The organism is Ruegeria spongiae, assembly GCF_023502395.1.
GTDB classification, from domain to species: Bacteria; Pseudomonadota; Alphaproteobacteria; order Rhodobacterales; family Rhodobacteraceae; genus Ruegeria_C; species Ruegeria_C spongiae.
Genome location: NZ_JAMFMB010000022.1, coordinates 1 through 14,052 on the forward strand (window position 1 = coordinate 1; position 14,052 = coordinate 14,052).

Consider the following 14,052-nt stretch of genomic DNA (forward strand, 5'->3'; position numbering starts at 1 on the left):
AAATTTGTCGGTTATGACCACCCTCGGCTCGCCAAACCTGGCAACCAGCCTTTTGAAAAAGCGCTTTGCCGCTTTGGCATTTCGGCGAGTTTGAACAAGAACATCGAGAACGTCTCCATTGGCGTCGATCGCACGCCACAGCCAGTGTTTCTTGCCACTGATCATGATCACGACTTCGCCCATGTGCCACTTGTCATTCGGTCGTGGGCGATCCCGCCTGATGCAATCTGCAAAGTGTTGACCAAAGCGATTGACCCACAGCCGGATCGATTCTCGGCTCACAATCACACCCCGCGCTGCCAACAAGTCTTCAACATCAGCGGTGCTCAACGCTAAACGGTGGTACGCCCAGACAGCGTACGCAATGATCTCCCGAGGGTAGCGGAAGCCCTTCAGGCGCGACATGTGGCTCGGGTCAATCATGGCGCCGACATAGCTTGCTCAAACCGGGCGAACAACTTGGCAATACCCCTGCAGAACCTCACTCCTGCCGATGTCTACTTTGGACGCGGCCGGACCATTCTGAAACAACGAGAAAGGATCACACGGAAGACCATCGAAACCCGGCGCTTGCTTCACCGCAAATCCGCCGCATAATCAACCCAACCAGATGAGCCAGATCCTCTCTTAGATCAGGCCCCTCACAGGCCCAAAACCCCTGACGACGGACACTTGGCTGGGACCGGACGTTCCACCAATCAGCTCCAATCCCGGATTTACGACTTAACCCCTCACCCGATGCTCGTTCGGCGGCACAACTGCGGTGCACTTTGATTGCACGGGCAATTTGCGTTCTCGACCCACATGCACGTGCTTCAACAATTTGCCTTGAACCTTGCTGACCTCACCAACTCAAACCTCATACTCCCTGAGTTGACAATCCATTTCATTTCGTAATAACAAATAATATATACCAACGCAGTTTCTTTTTGGAAGCAGCGTCAACATTCGTGGGCTGGATAGCGCATTCAAGCAGCAACACTGGGAGCAAATTGGTCGAACTATGAACATGCAATTCAAAACCCTACCCAAGGTTGGGCGCTCTGAATCCGAGATCGAGTTGGAACTGGATCTAATTCTGCAGGACAATGAACTAAGGATGGGAAAGGTCTTCCAACCACCCAAAGGTGTTGAAGACTTCTCAAAGAGGATCTTTGCAAAATTCATGTCGGAAAATGCGATCAAATCGCAACGAGGCGATTGGATCGGCGAGATAGAAAAACAAGTAATTCAGATGTGCGTTGGTCTTTTCAATGCCCCGGGTGACGCAAGCGGAACCTTCACAAGCGGGGGATCAGAGAGCATCTACACAGCAGTTCATGCCATTCGCGAATGGGCAAAAACCCACAAACCACACATCACAGAACCAGAGATCGTCGTTCCCTATTCCGCTCATCCGACTTTCACAAAAGGATGCCACTATTTCGGTTTGAAAGAAGTTCGAGCAGGGCTGGACGAAACCTGGCGGGCATCTCCGGAACTAATGGATGCGGCTGTTACCAAAAATACGATCGCTGTGGTCGCATCAGCACCCTGTTTTCCCTATGGCCTTTATGATCCCGTTCAAGAGATTGGCGATATTGCCACAAGACATGATTTATGGATGCACGTTGATGCATGTGTGGGCGGATACCTTGCCCCTTTTCTTGAAGAATTGAATATTGGTCTCCCGCGATGGGATTTCCGCGTCGGAGCGGTTCAATCAATCTCGGCAGATCTGCACAAACTCGGATGCTGCTTGAAGCCAGCTTCAACTGTTTTGTGGCGATCGGAACAGCTGTTGCAATACCATCATTTCCACCCAAGCAATTGGCCCTGTGGCACCTACGACATGGTCGGATTTGCCGGCTCGCGAACCGCAGGACCAATTTTTGCAGCCTGGGCCACCTTGCAACATTTGGGGGTGAATGGGTTTGTGCGGGTTGCCGAAGAACTTTTGATCAGAAAGAAAGAGCTTTTCGACGGGATCAACGAAATTGAAGGACTGAAGTGTTGGGACAACCACCTGGTTCCAGTGGTTTTTGAAGCAACCTCCGTCGACCTTGCGAAGGTGAAGGCCGAAATGAGTAATCGCAAATGGAACTTATACGGCACCCAAGAGCCACCACTCATCAATATTTGTCTTGATCCTGCCAGCGACGACAATGTCGTCGACGAGTTCCTTTCTGATCTAAGCGATGCAGTTCGACTGACCCGTCAGGGCAGCGTGCTGACCAAAGGGTCCCTGAGCTACTAGGCACACAGTGCAACGAGCACAAAACAGATGGCTCATTTCGGAGATGCATCCGCAAAAACCAATTGGAAAGATTGCGACAACAAATCGGGAGTTTTGAAAGAATGGCATATGCGATCTCTGTCGACACTGGTGGCACCTTCACAGACGTTGTCATTTCCAAAAACCACAACCTGATTGCAATCGGTAAGTCACTAACGACCAAAGAAAGAATATTCAGCGGTGTGAAAGACGCAATTCTCAACGCATCAGGGAACGCTGGGGTCGATATAGCCGAGATATTTAATGAAACCGATCGCATCATATACGGAACGACTCATGCAACAAATGCAATTGTAACGCGCAATACGGCGAAAACCGCCTTTCTAACAACCAAAGGCTTTCCGGATATTTTGCTTTTGAAGGAGGGTGGGAAACTCAGTGCGCACGATTTTTCCAACGACTATTCAGCACCGTACATTCCTCGCATCAACACGTTCGAGGTCGACGAGAGGATTATGTTTGACGGGGCAATACATCGGCCTCTCGACAAGACAAACGCGCTTTGTCTCGTTGAAGAAATAAAGCGTAGAAACTTCGAAGCAGTGGCTGTCTGTTTGCTTTGGTCAATCTCAAATCCTGTCCATGAACTATTGTTTGGCGAACTGTTGCAAGAACACGCGCCAAATATAGCTGTTTCGCTCTCGCATCAATTAAATCCCGTTATGAGGGAATACCGCCGCGCCTCAGCGACGGCGATCGACGCCTCCTTAAAGCCGTTGATGCAGAAACACCTTAGGAGCCTTGAGGAGGACCTGAACAATGTGGGTTTCGACGGTGAGCTTTATGTCAGCACGGTCGCCGGAGGCTGCAACAATGTTTCCAGCTTGATCGAACAGCCGATCTATATGATCGGTTCAGGCCCGGCTATGGCACCTATTGCTGGCAGTGCGTTCGCGACGGAAGAAGGGACGAAGACAGATCTGATTGTTTGCGACACTGGCGGAACAACATTTGATGTTGGATTGGTCCGGGACGGAAATCTGACCTTTACACGCGAGACATGGTTGGGGCCAAAATACTCTGGAGACCTTCTTGGGATTTCCGCCGTCGATGTAAGGTCCGTTGGCGCTGGCGGTGGTTCCATTGCCTGGCTGGACGATGCTGGACTCATGCATGTCGGTCCACAGTCGGCGGGATCAAATCCAGGTCCGGCCTGTTACAACCAAGGTGGAGAAAAACCCACGGTGACAGACGCGGCTGTTGTGTTGGGTTACATTGATCCAAACTACTTCTTGGGCAGTCGAATGAAGCTCAATTCAGAAGCTGCGTTTGCTGCCATCCAAACACTCGCAGACGAGCTTGGCGTTGGTGTACAAGATACGGCCTGGCAGATATTGCGGTTCGCAAGCGATTTCATGATGCGCGCAATTTCTGACATCACCATCAATGAAGGCCTGGATCCGCGCGAAAGCACCATTGTCGCCGGCGGCGGGGCTGCCGGCCTGAACATTATGATGATCGCTGAGGAGTTGAACTGTTCAAAAGTTATCTTGCCGCGTGTTGCATCCGTCCTTTCTGCGTCGGGAATGCAGTTCTCAAACATAGTTGCGGAGCAGTCGGCAAGCTTGCCTACAGTGTCTTCCAACTTTAGCTACGAAAAGGTCAACACGGTGTTGGCCGAGCTCATTGACCGGGTTGAAAGACTGGGAACTGGTTCTCGAAAGGACAGAGATGGCACTGTCATTGAGTTGACGGTGGAGGCCCGCTACGAGTCGCAGGTATGGGAACTTGATACGCCATTTACATCGTCCATATTTGACGGTCAGTCCAGCGTCGCAACGTTGGTCGAAGCCTTCCACAAAGTGCATGAACGAGTATTTGCCGTTCGCGATGAAACCAGCGACGTCGAATTCATCAACTGGAAGGCCAAACTCGTGGTGCCATCTGGCATAAACGCTGAACAAAACCCTGAAAAAAGAGATCCGAGAAGCGCCACCACTGACCAACACAGATCGTGCTTTTTCGGGCTCGAAAAAGAGATCAGTACACCGATTTACCGGGCCACTGAATTGCTGCCAGGGCATGTCGTCAGCGGGCCGGCCATAATTGAAGCAGAGACCACAACGGTTGTGGTTTTTCCAAAAATGTCCGCCGAAGTCACAATGTCGGGCAATTTTAGTTTGTTGTCAGACAATGGAGAAACGAAATGACGGTCGATGACACAGCAACATTTGATCCGTACATGACCGCCATTATCCATAATAGGATTCAAGGGATCGTGCGGGAGATGACCAATACGCTTCTTCGCGCGGCTCGGTCGACTGTTATCAATACCGCTCGGGATTTCAGCTGTTCCATATGCACTGCCGACAACCAGTTGCTGGCAGTGGGTGAAGGGCTGCCAATACACATATTCGGTAGTGGATTGCTGACTGAGGCGATGGGCAAGTTTCACGCTGAGAGCCTCGCCGAGGGTGACTGTTTTCTCCACAATGATCCCTACAACGGCAATTCGCACGCGGCAGACCATGCGTTTTTGACCCCGGTGTTTGTTGATGGAGAGCACCTATTCACGGCTGTTGCAAAAGCCCATCAAGCAGATATCGGCAACAGTGTGCCGACAACCTATATGGCGACAGCTCAGGATCAATATCAGGAAGGCGCCCTTATCTTTCCTGCGGTAAGGATACAATCGAAGTACGAGACCAACCAAGACATCGTAAGAATGTGCGAAGCTCGAATTCGTGCTCCACGTCAATGGTATGGCGATTTTTTGGCGGGCATTGGTGCAACAAGAATTGCAGAACGGCGACTGAAGGAGCTTTGCGCCAAATACGGCGTCGAAACCATAAAGAGGTTTATCAAAGACTGGCTAAACTACTCCGAGAACCGGATGATAAATGCCATCCGTGAATTACCTGAAGCCAGCTTACACAACAACGGAGCTCACGATCCGATCGCTGATGTTTTGCCGGATGGAATTGAGATAAACATCAAGATCAACGTCAAGCCGGAAGACGCAACAATTGAACTGGATCTGCTCGACAATGCTGACAACATGCCCTGCGGCCTCAACGTGAGCGAGGCCTGTGTTGTGTCTGCATGTTTTGCCGGCGTGTTCAATGTCTTGGACCCCAGTATTCCTCGAAACTCCGGCTCCATTCGAAGACTGCGCATTTCACTTCGCGATGGCTCCATCTGCGGCAGACCGAAGTTCCCACACAGCTGTTCCGTCGCTACCACAAATGTATCCGACCGCCTTGTTAACATGACCCATTCTGCATTTGCGCAACTGGGCGAAGGCCACGGGTTGGCTGAGGGTGGCGTAGGAATGGGAGCCGGGGGCGGCGTCATTTCAGGTTATGATACCAGAGGAGCGGAAACGCCCTATATCAATCAACTTATCGTGGCCGGTGCTGGCGGACCTGGCGCGCCGTCTGCTGACGGTTGGCCAACCTGGGCTTTGCCGGTAAACGCTGGATTGATGTACCGCGACTCCATTGAAGTCGAAGAATTCAAGCATCCCATGCTTTTTGACTATCTGCGCATCGTTCCAGGCAGTGCCGGTGCAGGTAAGTTTCGAGGCTCTCCTGCAACCGAATTGTCCTATGGGCCGACCGCCGGAGATATGGAAGTTCATTGGCCGTGTGATGGTACGGTGCATGCACCAAAGGGCATTCTTGGTGGTTTGGATGGTTGTACCGCCCGACATTTCCGATTGTTGCAATCAGGCAAGGCTGAGGAGTTGCCAAATGTTGTGGCCGTCACGCTTGGAGTGGGTGAAAGGGTAAGCGGTTACAGCACGAGCGGTGGTGGCTACGGTGACCCGAAAGAAAGAGATCCTAAGAAGGTTCTCAAAGATGTTTTGGAAGGCTATGAAACCGTCGAACGTGCCAAAGAGGTGTATGGAGTTGCGTTTACCGGTGATGTTGCGGGCGAAACCCTGGCTATAGACAAAGGTGCGACAGCAGCACTACGGACCTAGAAGACGAAAAACTCCAGCCCTATTGCCCGGGCCGGGCAATATCGAAGCAGCAGCTCACAATTTCATCGATGCATGACGACACAGTGATTGGCGTCCCAATCCACTTTGGAGATAGAGGCAACCTCTGAGGTCGTGTCCCAGACTCTGGCTTGAATCTGCCCAAGAGGGGTTCTTAGAACCTGATCGGTATATTTGCCCTTGTATATGGATTCGACATGTTCACATGGAATCCCGTGCTCAGCTTCTGAACTGCTTAACAAACGGATATGTTCTGATCGTATGCCGACATAGACCTCCATTCCCACATCAATCTTGGTGGTATCGTTGCTGGTTCCCTCCAGTTCGAAACCTGCAAGCTCAAATCTAACCTTGTTGTCATTCGCATCCAGGACTTTTCCTGAAAAAATGTTCTCAAACCCCATAAAAGAAGCCACCTCTCGGCTAACTGGGGAATCGAACAATTCTGCCGGCGAACTATTTTGAGCGATGGTACCACCGCTCATCAAGATGACTCGATCGCTCATTGTCAAAGCTTCTTCCTGACTGTGGGTGACATATATAAAGGTGAGCCCGACTTTTTGATGCAAATGCATGAGCTCAATCTGCATATCCATCCGCAGCTTCTCATCAAGGGCGCCTAGCGGTTCATCTAACAGCAAGATTTTGGGTTTCGTTACCAGAGCACGGGCCAACGCTACACGCTGTCGTTCTCCACCTGACAATTGGTGAATTCGTCTTTCGTATTTCCCCTCTAATTGCACGAGTTCCAGTGCCTCTCGGCCCCTCTTAGTGCGCTCCTGTTCCAGGACACCGCGGACCTTCAATCCATACTCGACGTTTTGACCAACGGTCATGTGAGGAAAAAGTGCATAGTGCTGAAAAACCGTCGTACAATCCCTTTGATTTGCCGGCTTACCTGTTACATCCGTATCGGCAATTCGCAACACACCAACTTGGCTTGGTTCTTCAAGTCCGGCGATAATTCTAAGCAATGTCGATTTTCCAGACCCGGAACGACCAAGCAGTGTTAGAAACTCACCCTCCTGCGCACAAATAGAGACATTGTCCAAGGCCACCACATCGCCATATCTGTGCGTAACATTGGACATTTCTAGAATTTTGCCGCCTTCCGTTCCACAACCATTCTTCTCGGTTTGTTTGGAGGGTGCGAGCTGCGGCACGGATTTCTCTTTGGTCATTTCTCTCAGTCTCCCGAAATCATCATTCGAATTGCGATCACGGATATCGCTAAACTGGCAACAGTAATCAGCGCACTCATCGCGTAGATCAAAGGTATCGTTGAATCGTGTGAACCGGATTGAATCCATAAAAACAACGGAAGCGTGAGTTCACCCGATCGCATAAAAATGCTGCGTGGCAATTCGTTGAATGACAGGAGAAACGAAAAGAATGCTCCCGCGAAAATGCCCGGTTTCATCAGGGGAAATTCAATATCCCTAAACTGTCGCCACCGCGATGCGCCCAGGTCTGCCGCCGCTTCCAACAATCGGGGATCGAATCGGCTTGATACGATCAACATACACAACAACGCGAAAGGAAAAGCCCAAACGAAATGTGCCAATGCCAGTGACCACATCCCCATTTTTACGCCGATTACCAACCGGTAGTACATGAACATGCCAGCTCCAAGGACGATCCCTGGAATAAAAAGAGGAAGCAGAAACAAAAGCAGGTAAGGCCACCCACCCTGAATCTTAGGCAGAACTCTACCAACGAGCAGCGCGCAGGCAGCACATGCCAAGCCGGTAAATACTGCAAGGCACAAACTTAAAAACACCGGTTGCCCAATCCGAAAGGAATTGTTGTCAATTAGTGCGTTGTACCACTTCAGGGTAAAATCCCCGGGTATCGTCGATAGAGGCTCGCCACTAAACGACATTAAAATCAACCAGATAATCGGGAAGTACAAGATTGAAAGGGTAAAGTACCCCAAGAATGCTGCGACAATCTTTGAGATGGTTTGAACTTTTCTATGGCTGCGAAGCATGCGCATTTCGCGTCACCTTTTGAGGCCGTCGAACACTCGGCGGATACCGCCGAGTGGACGAAGAGACAGAACAAAAACACCCTGCATCAAAAACATAGCCACCAGGACAAGCATCGCCATTGCCGCAGCTACGGTGTAATTCAACGAGCTTATGAGGTTGGCAATGGCCGGACTGAGCATCAACGAGTTGTTTCCACCAAGCATACTAGGTACCACAGTGTCGCCAAGCATGGGCACGAAGGTGAAGATGAACCCGGCCAGGATCCCCGGCATCGCGAGTGGTAGAATGACGTTCCTTAAAGTCTGAAAGTCCGAAGCTCCGAGATCGCCACTTGCTTCGATATAGTCGTCATCAATCAGTGATATTGAAAGAAACAGCGGCCAAACCATGCTTGGGAAATACGATACGACGAGACCGAAATGAACGGAGAATTCTGAGAATAAGAGCCAATTGAGCGGCTCTGCGATTAGGCCCTGTTCGATCAGCAGTCCATTGATCAATCCTTCGGTGGAAAGAACAGATCGCCAAACGAAAATACGGGCCGCAGGCGACAAAAAGAAAGGAACCATCATCGCCACAAAGGTGAGCGACTTCCAAAAATTGTTTTTCAAGGATTTTGCCAGCCACAACGCGAAGGGAAATGCCAGCAAAAATTCAATGACGGTGACCGTCGCACAGATGCGCAGAGTTCGCGTGATCACTGGAGCGCCCGAATACAAGAACAAGTCTCGATAGGCATTGAGCGTCGGCTCAAACAGAATGTTGATGCCACGGGTTTTCACAAATGATACCGCAAGGATACAAAGAAGCGGCGTGAGAATTCCGAGGGCCCAGATAGCGGTATATGTTTTAAGTGACGCGTAGCGAGGAAAGCCATTGGTTCCAAATCTGCCAAAAAGCAAAGCTGGCGAACTATTCGGCATGATTGGCTCCGAAATTGTCTAGTATTTTAAGAATGTATTGCCTACCAGCCGGCTTGGCACCGGCTGGTAGGCACCCTAATTTCTAGACAGCAAGCACCCGATTCATCTCGGCCGCAAGTTCCTGCGTGTTGTCCGGCAGGCCATTAAACCAGAAGAGTTCTTTGGAGAACTTGTTCTTCACTTTGTCTGTAGCAGCATCGAGTGCTGCAGTGGTTTCAGCTTGCATGCCCAGACTCTTTGCATATTCCTTACCAAGATCCGGGCGGGCGGTCACGTAACCGGTTTTGGGGGTTATTTGAGCCGCGTACGCACCTGACATAAACCAGTCAATCGCCTTGTAGGCGTTTTCCTGTGTGCCTCTGTCAACCACCTGGGCCGGGATGGCGAGCGTGTGGGCCCATTTTACATAGAATTCCTTGGCATCCGCATAGGCCAGATCCCTTCCCGCAGCAACACCTGCCTTTGCGGCAGGCTCCCAACATTCTTGAGCGTCGACTTCGTTGTTCTTGAAGTTGGAAACCTGGTCGTCAAAGGTTGACCAGAAATTGCGGAACTGTCCGGCCTTCTTGCGTTCGATCAGAAAGTCCCCTCCTTTCTTGATGGAACTGACCGACGGGTTTCCCGGGTCGTCATCGTCTATAATACCGACGGAGGTGGCATAAACAATTGCTTTGATCAGCGAGAAAAAATTGTCGCCAATTGATGTCCGCCCCATCGCATCCGGATTGTCATAGACTGTTGCCCAAGAAACTTCCTCGGGCGGTATTGGCAGGCCCAGCTTATCTGGCGCATAGCCGAAACTGTCTGCGTTCATCGTCAAAGGAACGGCCCAATGTGCATCGTTAAAGGCAATCATATCCATATCACGCACCGGCACGGACATGTCGCTCCAGTTGCTTAGTGCGGCCGTATCAAGAGGAAGAATGTAGCCTCCGTCAGACAGTGTTTTTTCAACGCCGGATATCGCAGAAATAATGTCATATCGATCCCCTGCATCATTCACCATGACCTCATTTAGATATACTCCAGAATCGTCTTTGATGAGATCGACTTCAATTTTCATTCCCGTTTCAGCTTCGAACAGGTCCCAAGATTCGGGCACAAATGTTGGCGCCGATAACAATACACGCACAGTCCCATCGTTGGCTGCCCGCGCTTGCCGGGTTAATCCGGAAGCGATCATTGGGGCTGAAAGCACGACCGAACTCGCAGCAATGAACTTTCTTCTGCTGAGTTTTCTCGTCAGTAGCTTGTTACTGTTTGCAACTTTCATTTTTTCACTCCTCCGTTAGTTCAGTTTGTTTTGCTGCAAACCACATCGCCATCCGGCAGCCAGGCACCAGCCGGCGCTTTCCCGAAACAAAGCCTTATTAACGAGCCAGAATCTGCAAGCACGCTCCGGAACGGAAACAGGCGACAAGAGTTCCGATGACCTGGATCCTGAAGCCCTTCCAAAAGTCTCGACTTTTTAACGGTTACACTCGTCATCTTTGCCCTCTGATGCAATTGGTTTGCCCAACTACGAGTACGCGCAAGGCCTTCACGCATCCCCTTCGGAAACTTTTGTTTGATATTTGTTATGACAAAATATGGGCCGCTATTTCGATTGTCAAGTTTGGCAAGCCCTTGACCAAACGAGCAGCCATCTAGGCTCCAGACTCATTGAATTACAGCCAGAACAAGACGGTGGCAGCGAGTGCTATGGCTGAAAGGAATACCGTTGGGGATCTGTCATATCGAGTGGCGACACGACGCCAGTCTTTCAAACGTCCGAACATGATCTCGATCCTGTTGCGTCTTTTGTAGCGGCGTTTATCGTATCGGATAGGCTTTTCGCGTGATTTCCAGCCAGGAATGCAGGGCTTTATTCCTTTGTCAATCAAGGCCTCACGGAACCAGTCCGCGTCATATCCCCGATCCCCAAGCAGCCAATCGGCTGATGGCAGGCTGCTCAGCAGGGCCCTGGCTCCAGTATAGTCGCTGATTTGTCCGGCCGTCATAAAAAACCGGATCGGGCGACCCAAAGTGTCTGTGACGGCGTGAAGTTTAGTGTTCATGCCACCTTTCGTCCGCCCGATCAGCCTGCCACGCCCCCCTTTTTTAACCGCAGGCTGGAGGCTGTGCGGTGCGCTTTGAGGTAGGTCGCGTCGATCATGATGGTCTTGTGGTCTGCTGCCTGCGCGGCCAATCCTTCCATGATCCGTGCGAACACTCCCATGTCACTCCACCGCTTCCATCGGTTGTACAGTGTTTTTGACGGCCCGTACTCACGAGGTGCATCTGACCACCGCAACCCATTGCGGTTGATGAATATTATGCCGCTCAAGACGCGTTTGTCATCAACGCGGGGCTTGCCGTGGCTCTTGGGAAAGAACGGTTTCAACCGAGCCATCTGCTCGTCGCTCAACCAGAAAAGACTGCTCATCTCGCCTCCTGAAGTTCAGGCGCTTGAATCAGTCAGATGCGGAAACTGCAACCAAATCAATGGGTCTGGAGCCTAGGGCCAGAACACTGGCAGCCAGCAGCAGTTAAGCTGACAAACTTTCAACAATCAGAGTGAGCTCTGCGCTTTGCAGAGTGCACATCAATCTGTGATAGGCACCAACTTCCGCGGCTTGACGCTTCTGCAGGGCCGCCGTTATTAATAATAACAAATCAAAGAGGTTGTCTGTCATCCGATTTGGTAGGCATCGTTGAGATTGGATAGCGTGTAGAGTTTGGCCAGTACACCAAAGTATTATTAGGATGCATCTACTGCAAGGGTCAGAAATTTTCGAACGTTTCAATTCGCCTCACCGCAGGCGAACTGTTGACAGTCCTTACGGCCCTCCTCACCGAATTGGGCAAACAGAGTGAGAAACGGATGCTGTTTGGCCAGTGCTCCAGGTTCGCTGAGGGTATCCTTATTTGGATATGGACTGATTTCGAATTGCAGGTAGGTTGCACAAGAAGGGAATGCGATGACAGTGGACAACCAACCAGTCGTAAGTCGGGCACAAAGAGAAACCGTTCAGGACCGCATATACAATGAAGTCAGAAACGGACTGATGTTTGGCCAATTTGCGCCAGGTCAAAAACTGAAACTGCGTGCCTTGGCGAAAGATGCCGGAACCAGTTATCTGCCGGTACGAGACGCGCTGGGCCGGCTTGTCGCCGAAAAGGCGCTGCATCTGCTGCCCAATCGAACGATTGCGGTTCCTGAGCTGTCCAGAGAAGTTGTTGATGACGTGTGGCGAGTCAGAATTCAGCTGGAGGAGTTTGCAACTTTAAACGCAGTAAAAAATCTCACGAAGGGTGATTTGAGCGCATTAAATAGCATTCAAAAGGAGATGAGTAAGAAGATTGCAAAGGGTGCGCACCTCGAACAGCTAAAAAGCAACAAAGCTTTTCACTTCGCGATATACGAAGCGGCACGATCACCGGTTCTCATCGGATTGATCGAAAACCTTTGGCTTCAAGCAGGACCCTACATCTCCTTTACTCGCAATATGAAGGATGATTCCAAGATACATTTTCATGAGGAGGTACTGCTTGCAATTGAAACAGGTGACGCAAAATCGGCAGCAAATGCGATCAAATCTGATCTGATGCAAGGCCTACACTTAATACGGGCGATGTTGGAGGAAGCTGAAGCCAACGAAACATGAAATCTGCGCACGTTTATTGTCGATGTCGTTCTGTTGGGTCGGCACAGGTTTTGGCATTTGACGATTGCGCTTCGCTAATTGGTTGGCCCTGAACAACCGGTAGGCCTATGATTTTGTTGATAAACGGGTCGGTTTTATTGGGCCGTAAGTGCAGGGTTTGGTATTATGGGAGCAGGAACCCTGCAATTTTGAGCCCTGAAATGAAGCCGAGAATGCCACCCCCGGACCAGGACGATCGGTATTGCCAAGTTGTTTGCGTCAGATTGCACTTCATTGGCAATGGTTGGATTATGCGGACATTTCAGCGGTGTAATCGACCCAGAGGCTGAACGCGTCGTTGCGGGCGTGGCGGTATGAAGTTGCGGTGAGTTGATAGCGGCGAGGGCGGAAGATCAGGCTGATCTGGTCATGTGCGGAAAGAAACCTCTGAGCCTGCCTATGAGATTTAAACCGGCCAAATATCTTCTCTCGCTTTCTGGTCGGGCGATGCGAAACTTCGATCGCGTTGTTTAGACCTTTGTGCGCGCGATGGTCAGCGTCTGGGGCCAGTGCTTTGACCGGTTTGATATAGCTACGTAATTTGTCGGTTATGACCACCCTCGGCTCGCCAAACCTGGCAACCAGCCTTTTGAAAAAGCGCTTTGCCGCTTTGGCATTTCGGCGAGTTTGAACAAGAACATCGAGAACGTCTCCATTGGCGTCGATCGCACGCCACAGCCAGTGTTTCTTGCCACTGATCATGATCACGACTTCGCCCATACGGCGCAAGCAACTTTTCGAGCGCAAACAGTGTCGAACCCGGAAACCCGATGACCTGTTTGCCTCCCTTGATCAGCTGCAATTGATCCATGCGCCGCGTATTGATCAGCACGACGTCACGGTCGTATCGGCCTTTAGGTGTCGAACCCTCTGTCAGACCGGTATTTGCGGCTTGCATGATGACGATCCTGTCGTGATCGACGCAGGCCTGCAGCACTTGCCACTGTTCCAGGAGAGTCGCGGGTTGAACAACGGCCAGAACATCACCTTAGCGCAAGGTCTCGTCGAACCACTACTCGGAATACCGGGCCTGGCGCGGCCCAACCGTAAGGATGCAGCATGAGAATTAGTTTTTGGCTCAGATCCCTTTGGCAGCGTTATGGTCCCAAGAGACGGCTTGTTGTCGTCGAAGGAGATACACCCCCAGCTCCAATCCCATCACGTCACGTTTATCTTTGACCCTGTACGCACGAAGGGAGTAAAAACGGCAAGATTTCAGAGTTTGGTTTGAGCT

Annotated in this window: 10 protein-coding genes and 2 pseudogenes; 4 read left to right on the forward strand and 8 right to left on the reverse strand. The window is 50.9% G+C overall.

The window, feature by feature from the left end; genetic code table 11:
• Window positions 1–423 (reverse strand): IS6 family transposase (locus M3P21_RS16175; protein WP_249711508.1); only part of this gene is annotated, 423 nt, incomplete at its 3' end.
• Window positions 424–1,009: 586 nt separating this feature from the next.
• Here M3P21_RS16175 and M3P21_RS16180 point away from each other — a divergent pair.
• From M3P21_RS16180 to M3P21_RS16190, 3 genes are all read left to right on the forward strand, one after another.
• The gene (locus tag M3P21_RS16180) at window positions 1,010–2,236 is read left to right on the forward strand and encodes a pyridoxal phosphate-dependent decarboxylase family protein (RefSeq protein WP_249711510.1); all 1,227 of its coding nucleotides are present in this window, start codon (window positions 1,010–1,012) and stop codon (window positions 2,234–2,236) included.
• Window positions 2,237–2,337: 101 nt separating this feature from the next.
• Window positions 2,338–4,425, forward strand: a complete 2,088-nt coding sequence (locus tag M3P21_RS16185) for a hydantoinase/oxoprolinase family protein (protein WP_249711512.1) — start codon at window positions 2,338–2,340, stop codon at window positions 4,423–4,425.
• Complete coding sequence (locus tag M3P21_RS16190; protein ID WP_249711515.1) at window positions 4,422–6,200, forward strand: hydantoinase B/oxoprolinase family protein; 1,779 nt, start codon at window positions 4,422–4,424, stop codon at window positions 6,198–6,200. The genes M3P21_RS16185 and M3P21_RS16190 overlap by 4 nt, the downstream gene beginning before the upstream one ends.
• A gap of 62 nt (window positions 6,201–6,262) precedes the next feature.
• On the opposite strand, the gene M3P21_RS16195 is transcribed toward M3P21_RS16190, so the two are convergent.
• From M3P21_RS16195 to M3P21_RS16215, 5 genes are all read right to left on the reverse strand, one after another.
• Window positions 6,263–7,399 carry an ABC transporter ATP-binding protein gene (locus M3P21_RS16195; protein ID WP_249711517.1) on the reverse strand — a complete coding sequence of 379 codons (1,137 nt, stop codon included), beginning with the start codon at window positions 7,397–7,399 and terminating at the stop codon, window positions 6,263–6,265.
• A 5-nt stretch (window positions 7,400–7,404) separates the two neighbouring features.
• Window positions 7,405–8,214 carry an ABC transporter permease gene (locus M3P21_RS16200; protein WP_249711519.1) on the reverse strand — a complete coding sequence of 270 codons (810 nt, stop codon included), beginning with the start codon at window positions 8,212–8,214 and terminating at the stop codon, window positions 7,405–7,407.
• 6 nt (window positions 8,215–8,220) lie between these two features.
• Window positions 8,221–9,132, reverse strand: coding sequence for an ABC transporter permease (locus M3P21_RS16205; protein WP_249711521.1), 912 nt, complete (start codon window positions 9,130–9,132; stop codon window positions 8,221–8,223).
• Between the two features lie 82 nt (window positions 9,133–9,214).
• Entirely contained in the window at window positions 9,215–10,405 is a 1,191-nt protein-coding gene (locus tag M3P21_RS16210; RefSeq protein WP_249711523.1) for an ABC transporter substrate-binding protein, read from the reverse strand.
• 394 nt (window positions 10,406–10,799) lie between these two features.
• Window positions 10,800–11,557 (reverse strand): IS5 family transposase gene (locus tag M3P21_RS16215; protein ID WP_249711525.1). Its coding sequence is split into 2 segments (ribosomal slippage): window positions 10,800–11,236 and window positions 11,236–11,557, totalling 759 coding nucleotides; the frame shifts between segments, so codons are not numbered across the junction.
• A gap of 535 nt (window positions 11,558–12,092) precedes the next feature.
• Between M3P21_RS16215 and M3P21_RS16220 the strand changes: the two genes are divergently transcribed.
• The gene (locus M3P21_RS16220; RefSeq protein ID WP_249711528.1) at window positions 12,093–12,779 is read left to right on the forward strand and encodes a GntR family transcriptional regulator; all 687 of its coding nucleotides are present in this window, start codon (window positions 12,093–12,095) and stop codon (window positions 12,777–12,779) included.
• Window positions 12,780–13,067: 288 nt separating this feature from the next.
• On the opposite strand, the pseudogene M3P21_RS16225 reads toward M3P21_RS16220, so the two are convergent.
• Window positions 13,068–13,535: pseudogene (locus tag M3P21_RS16225) on the reverse strand (IS6 family transposase); the annotation flags it as partial.
• A 43-nt stretch (window positions 13,536–13,578) separates the two neighbouring features.
• Window positions 13,579–13,755: pseudogene (locus M3P21_RS16230) on the reverse strand (D-lactate dehydrogenase); the annotation flags it as partial.
• Window positions 13,756–14,052: the final 297 nt, after the last annotated feature.